At 33.3% G+C, this 18,754-nt stretch carries 15 protein-coding genes and 1 tRNA gene; 5 read left to right on the forward strand and 11 right to left on the reverse strand.

What is annotated here, in order from left to right:
- Position 1: 1 nt before the first annotated feature.
- Positions 2 to 76, reverse strand: a tRNA-Val gene (locus ACSV4D_RS17300).
- Positions 77 to 273: 197 nt separating this feature from the next.
- On the opposite strand from ACSV4D_RS17300, the gene ACSV4D_RS17305 reads away from it, so the two are divergent.
- Entirely contained in the window at positions 274 to 2,064 is a 1,791-nt protein-coding gene (locus ACSV4D_RS17305) for an ABC transporter ATP-binding protein (protein ID WP_439229259.1), read from the forward strand.
- Positions 2,065 to 2,138: 74 nt separating this feature from the next.
- Here ACSV4D_RS17305 and ettA read toward each other — a convergent pair whose 3' ends face one another.
- The 5 genes from ettA to holA all read right to left on the reverse strand — a co-directional run bounded on the left by ettA (position 2,139) and on the right by holA (position 8,779).
- A complete protein-coding gene (gene ettA, locus ACSV4D_RS17310; protein WP_408082277.1) occupies positions 2,139 to 3,833 on the reverse strand; it encodes an energy-dependent translational throttle protein EttA in 1,695 nt (564 codons plus the stop codon).
- Between the two features lie 101 nt (positions 3,834 to 3,934).
- Positions 3,935 to 5,752, reverse strand: a complete 1,818-nt coding sequence (locus tag ACSV4D_RS17315; protein WP_439229260.1) for a cytochrome-c peroxidase — start codon at positions 5,750 to 5,752, stop codon at positions 3,935 to 3,937.
- Between the two features lie 70 nt (positions 5,753 to 5,822).
- Entirely contained in the window at positions 5,823 to 7,298 is a 1,476-nt protein-coding gene (locus tag ACSV4D_RS17320) for a hypothetical protein (protein ID WP_408082279.1), read from the reverse strand.
- 238 nt (positions 7,299 to 7,536) lie between these two features.
- Entirely contained in the window at positions 7,537 to 7,719 is a 183-nt protein-coding gene (locus tag ACSV4D_RS17325; protein WP_408082280.1) for a CAL67264 family membrane protein, read from the reverse strand.
- A gap of 55 nt (positions 7,720 to 7,774) precedes the next feature.
- Complete coding sequence (gene holA / locus ACSV4D_RS17330; protein ID WP_408082281.1) at positions 7,775 to 8,779, reverse strand: DNA polymerase III subunit delta; 1,005 nt, start codon at positions 8,777 to 8,779, stop codon at positions 7,775 to 7,777.
- A 78-nt stretch (positions 8,780 to 8,857) separates the two neighbouring features.
- Here holA and ACSV4D_RS17335 point away from each other — a divergent pair, with 78 nt between their 5' ends.
- The 3 genes from ACSV4D_RS17335 (at position 8,858) to ACSV4D_RS17345 (ending at position 11,213) form a co-directional block, all read left to right on the forward strand.
- On the forward strand, positions 8,858 to 9,301 hold the full coding sequence (locus ACSV4D_RS17335) for a type I restriction enzyme HsdR N-terminal domain-containing protein (protein ID WP_408082282.1): 444 nt from the start codon (positions 8,858 to 8,860) through the stop codon (positions 9,299 to 9,301).
- Between the two features lie 15 nt (positions 9,302 to 9,316).
- Positions 9,317 to 10,306: a glycosyltransferase family 2 protein gene (locus tag ACSV4D_RS17340; RefSeq protein ID WP_439229261.1), complete on the forward strand. Its 990-nt coding sequence runs from the start codon at positions 9,317 to 9,319 to the stop codon at positions 10,304 to 10,306.
- Between the two features lie 76 nt (positions 10,307 to 10,382).
- The gene (locus ACSV4D_RS17345) at positions 10,383 to 11,213 is read left to right on the forward strand and encodes an OmpA/MotB family protein (RefSeq protein ID WP_408082284.1); all 831 of its coding nucleotides are present in this window, start codon (positions 10,383 to 10,385) and stop codon (positions 11,211 to 11,213) included.
- 107 nt (positions 11,214 to 11,320) lie between these two features.
- On the opposite strand, the gene ACSV4D_RS17350 is transcribed toward ACSV4D_RS17345, so the two are convergent.
- The 3 genes from ACSV4D_RS17350 to ACSV4D_RS17360 form a co-directional block, all read right to left on the reverse strand.
- On the reverse strand, positions 11,321 to 11,941 hold the full coding sequence (locus ACSV4D_RS17350; RefSeq protein ID WP_439229263.1) for an L-threonylcarbamoyladenylate synthase: 621 nt from the start codon (positions 11,939 to 11,941) through the stop codon (positions 11,321 to 11,323).
- Between the two features lie 232 nt (positions 11,942 to 12,173).
- Positions 12,174 to 12,461, reverse strand: coding sequence for a GIY-YIG nuclease family protein (locus tag ACSV4D_RS17355; protein WP_439229264.1), 288 nt, complete (start codon positions 12,459 to 12,461; stop codon positions 12,174 to 12,176).
- A gap of 88 nt (positions 12,462 to 12,549) precedes the next feature.
- Positions 12,550 to 14,883, reverse strand: coding sequence for an ATP-dependent helicase (locus ACSV4D_RS17360; RefSeq protein ID WP_439229266.1), 2,334 nt, complete (start codon positions 14,881 to 14,883; stop codon positions 12,550 to 12,552).
- Positions 14,884 to 15,143: 260 nt separating this feature from the next.
- On the opposite strand from ACSV4D_RS17360, the gene ACSV4D_RS17365 reads away from it, so the two are divergent.
- Positions 15,144 to 15,665, forward strand: coding sequence for a hypothetical protein (locus ACSV4D_RS17365; protein ID WP_439229267.1), 522 nt, complete (start codon positions 15,144 to 15,146; stop codon positions 15,663 to 15,665).
- Positions 15,666 to 15,667: 2 nt separating this feature from the next.
- On the opposite strand, the gene ACSV4D_RS17370 is transcribed toward ACSV4D_RS17365, so the two are convergent.
- Positions 15,668 to 16,594 carry a patatin-like phospholipase family protein gene (locus tag ACSV4D_RS17370; RefSeq protein WP_408082288.1) on the reverse strand — a complete coding sequence of 309 codons (927 nt, stop codon included), beginning with the start codon at positions 16,592 to 16,594 and terminating at the stop codon, positions 15,668 to 15,670.
- The gene (locus ACSV4D_RS17375) at positions 16,591 to 18,660 is read right to left on the reverse strand and encodes a M1 family metallopeptidase (protein ID WP_439229268.1); all 2,070 of its coding nucleotides are present in this window, start codon (positions 18,658 to 18,660) and stop codon (positions 16,591 to 16,593) included. The genes ACSV4D_RS17370 and ACSV4D_RS17375 overlap by 4 nt, the downstream gene beginning before the upstream one ends.
- Positions 18,661 to 18,754 lie beyond the last annotated feature (94 nt).

The raw sequence follows: 18,754 nt of genomic DNA on the forward strand, positions 1-18,754 counted from the left end.
GTGGGCGATGAGGGGTTCGAACCCCCGACCCCCTCGGTGTAAACGAGGTGCTCTGAACCAGCTGAGCTAATCGCCCTATTTCATTGTGCTATCATTGCTGATTGCGAGTGCAAATATACAGCTAGATTTTATATTTGCAAGTGTTTTTTTAAAATAAATTAATAAAAAATCAACATTAATTTCTTAGCGACTCACTTACAACATTTTAATGATTTACTATTTTTTTGTAATACCCTTTGATAGTATTACATTTGTGGAAACAAATTCAATACTATGGCTCGTTTCAAAGAAAATGATTTACCCAAAGCAAAATTAACAACCAGCTCTCTCCAAAAAGCCTTAAGAATATTCAAATATTCCAAAAATCATAAATTTAAATTTTTTATAGGATTAGTTTTTTTATTACTAACCAGCGCAACAGCCCTCGCCTTTCCTAAATTGATGGGAATGTTAGTAGATTGTGTTACTAATAAAGATTTAGGCAAAGCCAATGAAATAGCCATGGCGTTAATGGGAATCTTAATGCTACAGGCTATCTTTTCTTTTTTCAGAATTTCGCTTTTTGTAAATTTTACCGAAAACACCTTATCTAATATCCGTTTTGCATTGTACGAAAATTTGATTAAGCTGCCCATGTCTTTTTTCTCTCAAAAACGTGTAGGGGAATTAAACAGCCGTATTAGTGCCGATATTTCGCAATTGCAAGATACACTTACCACAACTATAGCCGAATTTCTCAGACAATTTATCTTAATCATTGGCGGATTTGTAATTTTAGGAAGTATTAGTCCAAAATTGACTCTTATGATGCTTTGCATTGTTCCTGTTGTTGCCGTAGCAGCAGTTATTTTTGGCAGATTCATTCGAAAATACGGAAAAATGACGCAGGACAAGGTTGCTGAAAGTCAGGTAATCGTTGAGGAAACACTACAGGGAATTAGTAATGTAAAAGCTTTTGCAAATGAATGGTACGAATTACAACGCTATAAAAATAAAATTAAAGAAATTATAGCCATTGCGATTAAAGGCGGTCAGTACAGAGGGTATTTTGCTTCATTTATTATTCTGTGCCTTTTTGGTTGTGTGGTAGTCGTTGTTTGGTACGGAATAACATTAACCATTAAAGGTGAAGTCGAAGGAGTAGGTGATTTAATTTCATTTGTATTATATACTACTTTTATTGGTGCTTCCTTTGGTGGAATTGCCGAAATGTATGCTCAAATCCAAAAAGCGGTAGGTGCTACAGAGCGTGTATTTGAATTACTGGACGAAACTCCTGAAAAAATTAATACGGAAGTACATGAAATGACGTCTCCTAAGCTTAAAGGAACAGTAGATTTTAAAAATGTCGCTTTTAGTTACCCTTCAAGAAAAGAAATTCCGGTATTAAAAGACGTAAATTTCTCCGCTGGTTTCGGACAGAAAATCGCTGTAGTAGGTCCAAGTGGTGCTGGAAAATCAACAATTGCTTCTTTGTTATTGCGCTTTTATGATATAGACAGCGGATCAATTTTAATTGATGGTAAAAATATCTACGATTATGATTTAGAAGATTTACGCGGTAATATGAGTATCGTTCCTCAGGATGTAATTTTATTTGGAGGAACCATCAAAGAGAATATTGCTTATGGTAAACCAAGTGCAACCGATGAAGAAATTCTGGCTGCTGCCAAACAAGCGAATGCCTACAATTTTATTGAAAGTTTTCCGGAAAAAATGGAGACTATTGTAGGCGAAAGAGGGATTAAACTCTCAGGCGGACAAAGACAACGTATTGCCATTGCCCGTGCTTTACTTAAAAATCCAAGTATTTTGATTCTGGATGAAGCTACTTCATCATTAGACAGTGAAAGTGAAAAATTAGTTCAGGAAGCACTTGAAATTTTAATGGAAGGAAGAACCAGTATCATTATTGCGCACCGCTTATCAACTATTCGATCCGCTGATCAGATATTAGTAATTGATAACGGAATAATTAGCGAACAAGGAACTCATTTAGAATTAATTGGTCTTGAAAACGGAATTTATAAAAACCTGAGCAATCTACAGTTTAGTAATTCATAAAAACATAATGAGTATAAAAGAAGGGATGATTTAAATAAAAATCATCTCTTCTTTTTTATCTTTATCAGAAGAAATTAACCTCTGATTAATTTTCTGTATTTGATTCGTTTTGGCGTTAAATCTCCACCAAGACGTTTCTTTTTATTTTCTTCATATTCAGAAAAACTTCCTTCGAAAAAATAAACTTCAGAGTTTCCTTCAAAAGCTAAAATGTGCGTACAAATACGATCCAAAAACCATCTGTCGTGAGAAATAACCACTGCACAACCTGCAAAATTTTCTAAACCTTCTTCTAATGCACGAAGCGTATTTACGTCCAAATCATTTGTAGGCTCATCCAGAAGCAATACGTTTCCTTCTTCTTTCAACGTCATTGCCAGATGTAAACGGTTACGTTCTCCTCCGGAAAGTGTGGATACTTTTTTATTCTGATCGCTTCCGCCAAAATTAAATCGGCTTAAATAAGCCCGGGAATTTACCTGACGACCACCCATCATAATTAATTCCTGTCCGTCACAGAAATTTTCCCAAATGGATTTATTCGGATCAATATTAGAATGAGATTGATCTACATATGCAATTTTTACCGTTTCACCCACAGAAAACTCTCCACTGTCAGTTTCCTGTTCTCCCATAATCATTCTGAAAATAGTAGATTTACCGGCACCGTTTGGTCCAATAATACCAACAATTCCAGCCTGAGGTAATGTGAAGTTCAAGTTATCATATAATAATTTATCGCCAAATCCTTTGGCAACATTCTTAGCCTCGATAACATTAGTCCCTAAACGAGGTCCGTTTGGAATGTAAATTTCTAATTTTTCATCCAGTTGCTTTTGGTCTTCGTTCAATAACTTATCATAGTTTTGTAAACGTGCTTTTTGTTTGGTTTGTCGGCCTTTAGCTCCCTGACGTACCCAATCCAACTCTCTTTCTAAGTTCTTTCTGCGTTTAGAAGCTACTTTTTCTTCTAACGCCATTCTATTCGATTTTTGGTCTAACCACGAAGAATAATTTCCTTTCCACGGAATACCTTCTCCTCTGTCTAACTCTAAAATCCATCCCGCTACATTATCTAAAAAATACCTATCGTGCGTTACTGCAATTACAGTTCCTGAATATTGGGCTAAATGCTGCTCTAACCAAAGTACCGACTCTGCATCAAGGTGGTTGGTAGGCTCATCTAATAACAATACATCCGGTTGTTGTAACAATAAACGGCATAAAGCAACACGACGACGCTCACCTCCTGAAAGGTTTTTAATTGGTGTATCACCGTCCGGAGTACGCAAAGCATCCATTGCAATCTCTAATTTAGTATCTATTTCCCAAGCTCCAAGCGCATCAATTTTGTCCTGCAAAGCAGCCTGACGATCCATCAGCTTGTCCATTTTATCCGGATCAGAATAGTTTTCTTCAAGACCGAACAAATCGTTAATTTGATTGTATTCTGCTAAAACAGCCATCGTTTCAGCAGCACCTTCCTGAACAATTTCCAAAACCGTTTTAGAATCATCTAATTCAGGTTCCTGCTCTAAATACCCAACAGTGTATCCCGGCTGAAAAACCACATCTCCCTGATAGTTTTTATCAACACCTGCTATAATTTTTAAAAGAGAAGATTTTCCTGAACCATTTAAACCCAGAATACCAATTTTAGCTCCGTAAAAGAAACTTAAATAGATATTTTTAAGAACAGGTTTATCTGCTCCCTGATAGGTTTTGCTCAATTTTTGCATTGAGAAAATTACCTTTTTATCGTCTGACATAATATTATAAATTTAATTTTTTTAAAGAATACAAATATAACATTATTAAAGAAACAATAAATAAGTTCGCTGACATTCCAATTTATTTTTTACAGTAGCAATTATCGATAAGCCTCATCAGTCAGGGTTTTCATAAAAGCAATTAAAGCTTTAATTTCTTTTTCGTTTAATTCCAATGGATCAGCGGGTAAAGTTTGATTTTCAACAGCAATTCCAAGACCAACACCTCCTCCTTTATTATAAAAATCAACTACTTCTTCTAAAGTTGTAAAAACTCCATTGTGCATATAGGGTGCCGTTACAGCAACATTTCTTAATGATGGTGTCTTGAAAGCATTTTTCAACTGAGGCATTTGGTATTGTATGTATCTTCCTAAATCAGGACTGATTTTTTTCCCGCTTTTATCAGCTGGTGTTCCAATTATTTCCTGCTCTGTTTTTTGATAATTTGGTGGAACAGTTCCGTTAAACAAAGGAATAAAATGACAAGTAGCACATTTTGCTTTTCCGGCAAAAAGATTAAATCCTAATTTTTCTTCGGCAGTAAAATCATCTGAATCACCACGTATATACTTATCAAATCTACTGTCAAAAGCATTTAGAGAACGGATATAACTCGCTAAAGCATTCTGAACCTGCCATTCCTGAATTTTTTCAGAATTTGGAAACGCTTTTTTAAACCGTTTTTGGTATGCTGCATCTTTAGTCAATATCTCAATGGCATTAGCCACATTTCCGTGCATTTCATCTTTATTCTGGATTACATCTAAACTTTGTTTTTCCAAATCCAGTTGGCGCATATCCCAAAACTGGGCATTTTGCAATGAAGCATAGGTTAACGTTGGTGTATTTCTGCTCAAATTACTTCCTGTTAAAGATTGGTTTGTTTTTAAACCATCCGTAAATGCTTTTTCGGGATTATGACAAGAGGAACAGCTTCTGGTTTTATCATCTGATAAAGCATTTTCATAAAATAATTGTTTCCCTAATTCAGCTTTTTCTTTTGTGTACACATATTCTTCTGAAGGAATAAAAGCGTTTACATCAAAAGCTTCTTTGTCAAAAATAGTTGTGGCTTTTGGGTTCACAACATTATTCCTATTGACACCTTCTATCTTATTAATTTTTTGAAAAGCTACTAACTTTTTGCTAATTGGATTCAGATAGTTTTTAATAAAATAAGCTCTGTCAAATGTTTTAAAATCAGCATTTTCTTTACAATAATTTATTGCCTGATGAATTAGATTTTTTATTTCTTTTTCATACTGAACAGATTCAGATCTTTCAAAATTCATTTTCGAAATTAAATTCCCTATTGAACTCAGACTGCTTCCCGCTTCCGGAATAGACTGAAAAGCTATAGGAGAATCAAATCCTGTAATTCCTAATGCCAGAATGCGGTTGATTTCCATTTTTGAAGCATCTAAAATATGGGAATCAGAAATTGTAATTGCGCTTAAATGCTGCTGGATTTGCTTAAAATTTCCATTTAATATTTTAATGGTACGAATTAAATCGGCTTTGTTTTCAAGAGGATAATCCGGAAAAATCATTTCTTCAATTACCTGAAAACCATTGGGTGGAATAAAGGTATTTTCTGCAACTTCCAGTTCATCCAGAGCGGGTCCGTTTACAAAACGGGCTGGATTTGGTGTAAAATATTCAACTGCCCATTCTATTTTTTTATAAGATAACCGCGTTTTGTTAAAAGCTTGTTGTATCTTTTTGGGATCGTTGCTTTTTTCTACTGTTTTTTCAAAATCGGCAACTTCCTGATTTAATTTTTCAATATCTGAAATTAATTCCTGTTGCGCAGTGATCTCAACGTATTTCTTTTCGCAGCCGGAGAACAGCATTACAAGTGCTAAATTAAGAGCAAGGATTATTTTTCCGGTACAATTATTTTTAAACAATTTCATTTTTAAGGTAAATAAAAAGCAAAAAACAACCCTGTAAAAGGGCTGTTTTTTTATATGTTAATATCAAAAATTATTTTTGAACGTTTCTTATTATCACGGTTTGACCACCTTCCATATTAGAATTCACTTTACTTCCATCAGCATATTTGAAAGCTTCTTTCTGCCAGGTATGAGGATGAACATTTACAATAAAAGTATTTGGCACCCCTATCACATCTGAAATATCTTCCATTGCCCCATATTCCCAGCTACCAAATTTCATTACACCTGTCTGGTTGTAAGTTGTATTCCAGGTAGCATCCTCACGCTTGTGATTCATTGTCAGCCATGGTTTATTAGCTTTTGTAGCAATGTTGTATTGCCAGATATATGAATCGTGTTTAGCAGCAGTATAATAAGAATCTCCATCTTCCTGAATGTACACATAGTTTTCAGTAACACAAAGGTTATCAGGATTGATAATTCCTGTACCGGCGGCAGAATCACCTTCAACTACTAATTCCAGTTTACCAATTAATGGATTTTTATCATCTAAATTTAATTTATAAACTCTTCCCCACATCGTATATCCATCAACCGGATTATTATTGCTCGCCTGACCTGTAGCAGTAAAATAGATTTCACGGTTATTTTTAGCAGAACCTTTTCTGTAATCAACATCTTCTACTCTTGAAAAACGAATAGCACCTAAACTATTTACTGTAGTATTAATTTGCGCACCTGTAAGATTCTTAGCATTTGGAATTTCTACAAATGAAACATCAAATGAACTTCCGATATTCATTGAAGTCTCTACCTGATTGCCATCATTTCTCTTTAAAGCATATAATTTTCCATTATTTAAATCACCAACTGTGTTACTTACATACATAATAACCTGACCAGCACTGGCATGAGAAGTTCCGTAAGATTGATCTTCTCCAATTAAAATAACTGTTTTACCCGGAAAAGCATCCTTAGTTAAAGGAACTGCATTTTCCATACTTGCTTTTCCAAGAGCAGGCAAAACTCTGTCTTTTCTGCTTTTTTCACTACTTAAACCAAATGGATTTATTCCGTGAACCATACTTTCTTCACCACTTTCTCCTGCTGTCAAAAACATAGGACCAAATCCGTGAATAGCCGGAGTAGCTAATGTAGCTGAACACAATCTGGTCATTCCTCCAATTCCGTCAACTATATATTCCCCTTTTACAGGTTTAAGTGTTTTATCAAAATAAACTCTGGAAACGGATTGTAAGATTTCATGATTAGTAATCATCATATATCCATCACCATTAGGATCCTTCATAAATCCGGCACCATCAGGCTGCGCTCCGTAAACAAAATTAGGTGACTGCGATAATACATCCGTACTACTTATCATTGCAGTAATTTTCAAATTTTCAAAACCTTCCTTAGCAACAACTAATGCAGGTTCTTTTGAAGTATTGTTAAAATCAATTGTAGCATTAGGACTTTTAGAATCATCATCATTTTGACAGCTGATTGCTGCTAAGCTTAGTATCGATAATACTCCGGCTTTTTTTAGGTAGTTAAATTTCATAGTTTTTCTATTTTTATTTTTGTCAAAACTATGCCCTAAAAAACTTTTAACGGTTAACTTATTTTGTTTAAATAATAACCAATATGTTAACGTTTTATAACAGATGCATCAAAATGTTAACTTCGGGTTAATGATTGGAATTAATATAAATAATAACCTTGTTCCAAATGAATCGCATAAAAAAACGACAGTTACTTTCAAAAATAACCGCCGTTTAAATTTAATAATTAAGGATGAGCTATACTCTCCCTTTAAGAGCACTAAACACCCAGGCAATAGAAAAAAAACCGATTCCTACGGCTGCAAATCCGATTCCTGAAATATCCCGGTATTTAAATATTCCCAGACCTATTAATATGAGTCCCATTACAATCATTATAAAAGTAGCCCATCCTAAGATGGTGTTTTTATTCATTCCCATTATTGTGGTATTTATTAAACATTTTCAGAAACACAAATATCGTTAAATTTAGCAGCTAATTAAAAATATGGTAAAGCATTTCTTTTAATAAATCACCATTAGATAAAGCATTAGCTCCTACTCCTTTACTTTTAACATCGATTTCTCTTAAAGAAGCTACAATCTGACTTACTTTTCGCATCGGATAATTTCGTATTGCCAAATCATATTCTTTCAGAAAAAAAGGATTTACTCCTAAAACAGAAGCTACGTTCTTAGGATTTTTATCTTTTAGTCCGTGATATTTTAATAACTGAACAAAGAAACCGAAAACTAAACTTGTAGTAACAACCATCGGATTATCCTTTGGATTATTAGCAAAATTTTCAGCAATCGTATAAGCTTTCAGCTGATTTCGTTCCCCAATAGCTTTTCGTAATTCAAAAACATTAAAATCCTTACTGAAACCTATATTTTCTTCAATATCTTTAGCCGTAATAGTACTCCCTTTGGGTAAAATAATCTGTAATTTTTCCAGTTCATTATTTATTTTACTTAAATCAGTACCTAAAAACTCAACTAACATGGCGGCTGCTTTAGGCTCAATGGCATACTTTTTTCCGGATAAAACACGTTTGATCCAATCGCCAACCTGATTTTCATATAGCTTTTTACTTTCGTAAACGACTCCGGATTTAGCAAGCATCTTCGTTACTTTCTTTCTCTTATCCAGAGTCTTGTATTTATAACAAAACACTAAAACTGTAGAAAGCATTGGATTTTCGGCATAACTTTCCAGTCTGTCAATAGTCTTTGTCAAATCCTGAGCTTCTTTTACAATTACAACCTGACGCTCAGCCATCATAGGATATCGTTTAGCAGTGGAAACAATGTCATCTACCGAGACATCTCTTCCGTACATCACCGTCTGATTAAAACCTTTTTCATCCTCCGACAAAACATTTTCTTCAATGTAGTCCGAAAGTTTATCAATATAATAAGGTTCTTCCCCCATTAAAAAATAAATAGGTTTAATATTTCCTGCTTTAATATCGTTAACAATTTTTATGACTTCGTCCATTTTTAGATTTCAGATTTTAGAAAACAGATTTCAGATTTGAAATCTACTATCTTTAAACATATTTTCTATTTTTGCCAGATGCAAAAACTCAATTTTCCTTCTTATTCATTTCGTTTCAAAAATAGCGAAAATAAAATGGCTATTTTTGATGAAATCAGAAAAAAGTTCATCATTCTCACACCTGAAGAATGGGTTCGTCAGCATGTGGTACGCTTTTTATCAGAAGAAAAAAAATATCCAAAATCTTTAATTAATGTAGAAAAAGTGCTGCTGGTAAACGGGTTGAGAAAAAGATATGATGTTGTAGTTTTTAACTCAGATGGTTCAATTGAAGTTTTAGTGGAATGCAAAGCGCCTGAAGTAAAAATTACACAGGGAACTTTTGACCAGATTGCCCGTTATAATATGACCATGAAATCTAATTTTTTAATGGTTAGCAATGGATTGAATCATTATTTCTGTCAAATGGATTATCAGAATGAAAAATATCAGTTTTTAACCGCAATTCCCGATTATAAATAATTAAATAACAAGATTTTGAAAAAAACAGCAGTTGTAATCCTGAATTGGAATGGGGTTCAGTTATTAGAAAATTTTTTACCTTTTGTAATCAAATATTCTCCTGAAGCTACTATATATGTTGCGGATAATGCTTCTACGGATACTTCTGTATCCTATGTAAAAACTAATTTCCCCATTGTAAATATTATTCAGAATACCGGGAATTTTGGATTTGCACAGGGCTATAATGAAGCTTTACAACACATTGATGCTGAAATTTATGCTTTAGTCAATTCGGATATAGAAGTGACTGAAAATTGGTTAAAACCTATTTTAGAAACTTTTGAAAACGAACCCAACACCGCTATAATCCAACCAAAAATTTTGGATTATAAAAATAAGGATCATTTTGAATACGCCGGGGCTGCCGGAGGTTTTATTGATAAATACGGGTACCCTTATTGCCGCGGTCGCATTTTTGAAACTATTGAAAAAGACAATGGACAATATAATGATGCCCGAGAAATTACCTGGGCTTCCGGCGCCTGCTTTTTTATCAGAAGCAATGTTTATCATGAATTAAAGGGATTTGATGCTGATTTTTTTGCACATCAGGAAGAAATTGATTTATGCTGGCGTGCCAGAAACAAAGGATATACTATCAGATTCAATCCGGAATCAGTGGTTTATCATGTAGGTGGTGCGACTTTGAAACAGGGAAATCCACAAAAAACATTTTTGAATTTCAGGAATTCATTATTAATGCTGGTTAAAAACCTACCAAAGGAAAATTTATATTCTGTTTTATTTGTCCGTTTGATTCTGGATGGAGTTGCCGGACTTCATTTTATTTTACAGGGAAAATTCAGTCATTGTTTTGCTATTTTGAAAGCTCATTTTGTTTTTTATGGTTTATTTTCAAAAACTTACAAAAAAAGAGATTTTTTTCAATCAAAAAAATACTATAATGTTAAAAGTATCGTTATTATTTATTATATTAAAAATGGCAAGGTCTTTGCGAAATAAAATTAACATTAATTTATATTTAATTTCTAAATATTAAAAACTAAATTTGTAAAAACTCAAAAACTAATTTAAATTTATGAAAAAAGTTGTTATCGCCCTTTCGGTACTCGCTCTTTTAACATCTTGTGTATCTAAAAAGAAATACGCAGATTTAGAAGCAAGAAATAAAGAAACTCAGGATTTATTAAATACTGCAACTGTAAAATTAAATTCCTGTCTGGAAGAAAAAGCCGGACTAACAGCCAGAGTTGAAGGTTTAAAAGAACACAATCAAACCTTAATGGCTACTTCTAAAGATATGACTATTTTAACAGCTAAAGGTGCAGAAAACATCGAAAAAGCTTTAGAATCTATCAAAGAAAAAGACTTGAAAATCTCCAGAATGCAGGATGCTTTAAACAAGAAAGACAGTGTTACTCTTGCTGTGGTTACAAGTTTAAAAAGCGTAGTAGGATTGAACGATCCGGACATCGAAATCAATGTTGAAAAAGGAGTGGTATACATCTCTATTTCTGACAAAATGTTGTTTAAAACAGGTAGTTATAATGTAAGTGACAGAGCTAAAAGTGTTTTAGCTAAAGTTGCTAAAGTAGTAAATGACAAACCTGATTTTGAATGTATGGTTGAAGGTCATACCGATAATGTTCCTTACATTGGAAACGGAATCTTGTTAGACAACTGGGATTTAAGTGTGAAACGTTCTACTTCTATCATCCGTGTGTTAACAAACGAATTAGGAGTTAAACCAGAGCAATTAATCGCTGCAGGTAGAAGTTCTTATGTTCCTTTAGTGGATAATAATTCTGCTGAAAACAGAGCTAAAAACAGAAGAACACGTATTCTTGTTTTACCTAAAATTGACCAATTCTATGATATGGTTGAAAAAGAAATGAAAAAACAAAAATAATCTGTTTTAGATTTCATCATAAAAAAAACGTCCCGTCGAGATAGCTATCGATTCGGGACGTTTTTTTTTATGCTTTAATCTGTCAAAATGGAATATCAAATCCAATATTACAAAATATCAATATCTCCTTTTCCTTCCCGAATTACTTCAGGTTCATGACCGGATAAATCAATAATAGTTGATGCCACATTGTCACCATAGCCTCCGTCAATTACCACATCCACCAGATTCTGCCATTTTTCGAAAATTAGTTCCGGATCAGTGGTGTATTCTATCACATCATCTTCATCACGAATAGAGGTTGTTACAATTGGATTCCCTAACATTTTTACAATTTCTAAAGTAATATTGTTTTCAGGTACACGAATACCAACAGTAGTCTTCTTTTTGAACTCTTTAGGCAAATTGTTGTTTCCCGGTAAAATAAAAGTATAAGGTCCGGGTAAAGCTCTTTTAAGAATTTTAAAAGTTGATGTGTCAATTTGCTTGACATAATCTGAAAGATTACTCAAGTCATGACAAATGAATGAAAACTTTGCTTTATCAAGCTTTACTCCTTTAATTTTTGCAATGCGTTCCAAGGCTCTGGAATTGGTTATATCACAACCCAAGCCATAAACAGTGTCCGTAGGGTAAATCACCAAACCACCTTCTTTCAAAACTTTAACCACTTTAGCAATTGCTGCTTCAGAAGGTTTGTCTTCATATATTTTTATAAATTGTGCCATTTTTTGTTTTTAATTTAATTTTCAAAAATAATTATAATGGTTCTCGATACAATTTTTAAAGCATTACACTTTTACTTTAATCGACATTTATCTAGCTTTAAAAACCACTCGAACTGACGAGTACTTATTCAATGTTACTTACTACACCCGTCACTTCGAGTGATTTTTAATAGTAATGCGACAGCCTTACTTTTAAAAATTGTATCGAGAAGTATTTTTTAATTTAAGTTATCTAAAACTTTTTCTTTGCTAAATTAGGAAGTTTATCATATTCTTCATTAATCAATGCTTCTTTTTTAGCTCTTGACCATTTTTTAATTTTTTTCTCTATATCAATTGCAAAATTGATATCTGTAAATTCACAATAATAAACTAATTCAACTGGTCTTTTGTTTACAGTATAACTATCGGGATAAAAACCTGTTTCATGTTGAAAAAGCCTTTGGGTTAAATTACTTGTAACTCCTGTATAATATGAATTATCAGAACATTTTAAAATATAAACGTAAGACTGTTTCATTATTTAAGGAATTAGATTATAGTTCTCGATATATTTTAATTAAAAAAGCTTTCGCACTTTCTAAATAAAATACTTAAACAGACGTACATTACCCAATAACATCCAACTTCGCAAAACGCAATAATAATTTCTTGATTCCGCCTACTTCAAATTTAATCTCCGCTTTTTTATCCGCTCCAACTCCTTCTAAATTCATCACTTGTCCACGTCCAAAACGTTCGTGCATGACGATATTTCCTGCTGTCAATGTATTATCAAATAAATTAGCAGTACCAGCCTGTGCATTCCCGGAAACCGGTTTTAATTTTCTGATTTGAGCTTCTGGTTTAGGTTGGTTATCAGTAATGTATTTAGGTGGTGTTCCATTAGATGGTTTGGCTAAACGTAATTTAGATTTGTCAACATCCCCAAAGATATCTTTGTCAATCATCGGCTTAAAGCGATAATTAGTTTCGGCCGGTGTTAAATATTCTAAATACTGACCATCAATCTCTTCAATGAAACGGGAAGGTTCGCTATCAGTGAGTTTCCCCCAACGATAACGTGATTGTGCATAGGTTAAATAAGCCTGATGTTCAGCTCTTGTCAATGCCACATAAAACAATCGACGCTCTTCTTCCAGCTCAGAACGTGTACTCATACTCATTGCTGATGGAAATAAATCTTCCTCCATTCCTACCACAAAAACATGAGGAAATTCCAGACCTTTAGCCAAATGAATAGTCATTAAAGCCACACGGTCTTCATCACTCGTATCTTTATCCAAATCAGTTGCCAAAGCCACATCTTCCATGAATTCAGCCAAGGAACCACGCGCACCGTCAATTTCTTTTTGACCTTCGGTAAAATCTTTAATACCGTTTAATAACTCTTCAATATTCTGAATTCTTGCCATACCTTCCGGTGTAGCATCTTTTTTTAATTCCTGAACCAATCCGGTTTTTTTAGAAACATGATCTGTTAAATAAAAAGCATCCTGATTTTCATTGATTACCTGAAAACTCTGTATCATTGTGACAAAATCCTGCAGTTTCTGTCTGGTTCCTGAGTTTAGCTTTAAATCAATACGATCTATATTTTGCATGATTTCAAATATTGATCTTTTATAATGATTCGCAGCAACAGTTAATTTTTCAACTGTTGTATCTCCAATTCCGCGAGCCGGATAATTAATGACACGTACTAAAGCTTCTTCATCTTTTGGATTGATGACTAATCTCAAATAACACAAAACATCTTTAATTTCTTTTCTTTGGTAAAAAGATAATCCGCCATAAATGCGATATGGTATATCACGCTTACGTAAAGCATCTTCCATAGCACGGGATTGTGCATTAGTTCGGTACAAAATTGCAAATTGACCATTGGTCATTTGGTTTTGCATTTTTTGTTCAAAAATAGTACTGGCCACAAAGCGTCCTTCTTCGGCATCGGTCAGACTGCGGTGTACCTTTATCTTTGGTCCAAACTCATTAGCGGTCCAGACCACTTTATCCAGTTTGGTTTTATTTTTATCAATAATAGTGTTCGCCGCTTCTACGATATTACGTGATGAACGGTAATTTTGCTCTAATCGGAAAGTTTTTACGCCCTGATAATCTTTTTGGAAATTCAGGATATTATTGATGTTGGCTCCACGAAAGGCATAAATACTCTGTGCATCATCACCTACCACACAAATATTTTGAAATTTATCCGATAATGCACGTACAATCAAATACTGAGAATGATTGGTATCCTGATACTCATCCACTAAAATATAACGGAAACGATTTTGATATTTAGCCAATACTTCCGGAAAACGAGTCAATAATTCATTGGTTTTCAGCAACAAATCATCAAAATCCATAGCTCCCGATTTGAAACATCGGTCTACATAATTTTGATAAATTTCGCCCATTCTGGGTTTTTTAGCCATGGCATCTGCTTCCTGTAAATCAGGATCATTAAAATAAGCTTTTACAGTAATCAGGCTATTCTTAAAGGTCGAAATCCGGCTTAAAATCTGTTTGGGTTTATAAACATCTCTGTCCAGCTGCATTTCTTTTATAATTCCAGAAATAGCACGAAGCGAATCCTGAGAATCATAAATAGTAAAATTGGAAGGATACCCTAGTTTATCAGCTTCGGAGCGTAAAATACGGGCAAAAATGGAGTGAAAAGTTCCCATCCACAAATTTTTAGCTTCGCTGGCACCTACAATATCTGCGATACGATTTTTCATTTCGCGAGCCGCTTTATTAGTAAAAGTAAGGGACAAAATATTAAAAGCATCTACTCCCTGATACATCAGATAAGCAATTCTTATCGTTAAAACTCGGGTTTTTCCAGAACCTGCTCCGGCAATAATAATCATTGGTCCGTCTTTTTGCAATACAGGCTCGCGTTGCGCTTCGTTTAGTTGGGAAATATATTGTTGCATTTTTTTTCACTGTTTATGCAAAAATAAGTATTTAAGAATTAATTACAGACTCCGATTTAAAAAGAGTAACATATTGATTCTTTACATAAATATCAACAAAGAGAAACACACTTTTTAAGTTTACTATAAAAGATTTATGCTGTTTTTTTTACACAAAAACACAAAAAATTATTTTTTCTTTTCTAAGCCTTTGTGTTTTTATTAGGGAATCTTTGCTTAATAATTCTAAAAGTATATTTTTGTTTTAAAATTTTACACAAATGGATTCTATAAAAATCATCGAAATACTTGCTTATACTATTCCTTCTGTAATTACCGGAGCAGTGGCTTATTATTTATTTAACTCGCATTTTAAAGACCAGCAAAACACCAGACAGTGGTTAATTCAAAAAGACAATCAAAAAATAGCGTTGCCTTTACGCTTACAGGCATACGAAAGATTAACACTGTTAATGGAACGCATTCAGCCATCACACATTCTTGCCAGGATTAATCCTGTTTCTAACGATAAAAATGAATATGAAAATTATATCATCGCCCATATCGAGCAGGAATTTGAACACAATATCGCACAGCAAATTTATGTGTCTGATAAATGCTGGACCATTATTGTAACTGCTAAAAACGCAATTGTACAAATGATTCGTCTGGCTGCAAAAAGCGAAAAAGTTACTAATGCCGATGAGTTAAGAACTTTTGTAATAACCGAATTATTAGAAAAAGCTTCTCCTGGTGCAACAGCATTAGCTTTTATTAAAAATGAAGTAGCTGAATTATGGTAAACTTATGCCGATTTTTCATCGGTTAATAAGGATTTAACAGTTTCCATAGCTTCACTTTTTTTCTGTGCATATTGAAAACCCTGCTCCCACCATTGTGTCATTTTTACTTTATTAAAAATCAAAGCATTATTGGTCAGCGCAATTGGTGTATAATACATATTAAGTTTAACATTATTGTGCGTAGCTGACAGAGTACCCAATAAAATATCATGTTTTTCTATCTGGTCTAATTCTATCTGGAACAAATCAATTAATAAAGAAAAAGGGTTTTTACCAATAGCCACTCTTGGAGTAGACTTTTCTGTTTCCAGAACAACAACATCAATTTCAGTAGCTCCGCGATTAATAGCCTCCTGAATAGGTACTAAACTGGAGAATCCGCCATCAGCATAATCACAACCTTTTATATTCACGATGCTCATAAAAGGTATATAATTACTGGAAATCCAGATCCAGTCGCAAAATTCATCATATGTACAGTTCTTAATCGATTTATATTCGGCCTGATTATTTGTCAGATTAGTAACCGTAACTACAATATCAGTTTCCAGTGCTTTCAACAGATTAAACTCTTCAATAGGCAGATTTTTTTTTATATAAGAGCGTAGTTTTTTGCTTTCGCCAAAGGTTCTTTTACCTTTAAAAAACTGTAATAATACATTAAAATGATTAATACTGACCACATCAACGCCCTTCTTTTTCTTTACTATAAACGGGTTGATATTGAAAATTTTACTCATATCTACATTGGTATAAATCCGATGAATTTTTTCTATATTTCCCAGAGCCAGATGCGGTATCAATAAACTTCCGGTAGAAGTCCCGATAAATAAATCGTATTTTATCTTTTTATTTTCTAATAAAAATTGAGCTACGCCGCCCGCAAATGCTCCTTTACTCCCTCCTCCGGAGATAACCAATGCTCTCATATTTTTTCATTTAATAATCGGTTCAGTTGAAACTGTTCATTTTCGTTCAAATTAGTTTTTATCTGAATAAAAGAATTTCTGTAAACCTGGTTTTTTAACAATGTCCGGATAGTATCCCGTCCAAATTTAGAAAATTGCCACATATGGTGCGTAGTAGCTTTCACTAAATTAATTAAAACAGTCTCATTAATAATTTTAAAACCTATTAATTTATCTAATGCATTTTGTCTGGTCGTTGCTTCATATTTATCCGAAGAATAACTGACCAATTCATCAATTAAAATAGTTTTATCGCTCGAATAATCTGGTGTCATTAAGGCTAAAGACAACCATAAAGTTCTCAGATTATAATCGTTAAAACCAATCCATTTTTTTGATTTTTCTAAATATTCCAAACGCTTTTCCGGAAAATTTCTCCACAAATAAAGTAATGCAACTTCCTGGGTCTGATAAGAGGTATCATCCAAAAGACTCTCGTATGAAGTTCGGAATTCCTCGGGGATTTTAGGTAAAGAATAAGCAACAGCTTGTCTAACCTCCATATCATCAGTATCCATTGCCAGTTCTAAAAAAGTTTTTTTAGCTTCGAAAGTTTCATTTCTAAGTTGGTTAACAACCATTACTTTTGCCGAATAATGCGCATCTGACATAAGAATTAATTTAAAAAAACCTGTTTTTTCTGTCAGAGGTTTTGATTTAATCTTATCTAATTCTAACAGTATTTTAGTTATTTTATTTTTGATCAATAACTTATTGACATAAGGGCTATTAATAATAGTTGATTCCAGCCATTCTTTAGAAAAAGAGGCGGTATCAAAATGACTTATTTTTTCTACCTCATTAAAAAAGTCTTCTGTAGTAACATTTTTAAAAGCATACTTTTTCAGGTAGTTTTTAATGATTTTCTTAAACGCTTTGTCTCCTACTTCCTGATGCAGGACAAACAACGCCCAGGCTCCTTTTTGATAATAGCTTAATGAACTGGCTTTTTCATTTAAAACAGGAATAGTGTCGGTTCTGGAAGCATATTTTATTTGCTGAATGGATTCATACATTTTAGAATAAAAATAATCCTCTCCGTAAATAGCTTTTTCGGCTAACAAAGCATAATAAGTTGCAAAACCTTCCTGCAACCAATGATGTTTGCCACTGGCTGCTGTAACCAAATCACCAAACCATTGATGGGCCAGCTCATGAGCATCTACATTGGTATAATTTCGATCTAAAAAACCGGTTGAATCTACCACATAACGGGTAGCGAACAAGGTTGCAGAAGTATTTTCCATTCCGGCATATAAAAAATCCCGTACAGGAACTTGTTTGTAAATCTGCCAGGGATATTTGACACCAATTTCTTTCTCTAAAAAATTAAATATCCGTGCTGAATAACGATAAGTAGGTTCAAATCGTAAAGAATCTTTATTTTCTAAATACCATTCGAGTGGAATTTTACTTTTAGATAACTGATGTTGTTTTTCAAATTTTCCAATGGCAAGCATTAATAAATAGGAACACATTGGTTTTTGCATTTCATATTCCCAGAGAGTCGTCTGATCAAAAACCGTCTTCTGTTTTAAAATTCCATTTGAAATTACCTGAAATCCTGAATCAAATTCGATTTTGAGATTAAAAATTACTTTTTCATTTACATCATCAAAACTTGGAAACCAGTTACTGGTATATTTTCCCTGACCTTGCGTCCATATTTGCTGTTCTTCAGCTTTTTCTGAATCTATAAAATACAAAGCCTGTTTAGGAATTGCTTTATATTCAAAACTAATTTGATTTTTTCCTTTTTGAAAAGGATAAACAATTAAAAGTTGTTCTCCTGAATTTACATACTGAATATTTTTTTTATTCAGTTCCACACCGGAAAACTGCATGTTTTGAGCATCAATTTTTAAAGTGTCTGTAGGTTCTAAAACCTGAAATGAGTAATTAACTGTTCCCGAAATTGATTTTTCGGCTGCATTTATATTAAGTTGAGCTGAGACAGATGTGAAATCTACATACTTTGTTTGCTGTGCAAAAATAAAAGAAGAAATAAAAAGAAAGAAGTATTTCATTTAAAGGGGATTAAAACCAGAAATTCAAAGTTACAAAGGTTTGCTAAACTAAAAGAAGTATTTAGTAAGTTTACTTCTTAAAATTATAATAAAA

This window comes from Flavobacterium sp. ARAG 55.4, from assembly GCF_051846875.1.
Classification (GTDB): Bacteria; Bacteroidota; Bacteroidia; order Flavobacteriales; family Flavobacteriaceae; genus Flavobacterium; species Flavobacterium plantiphilum.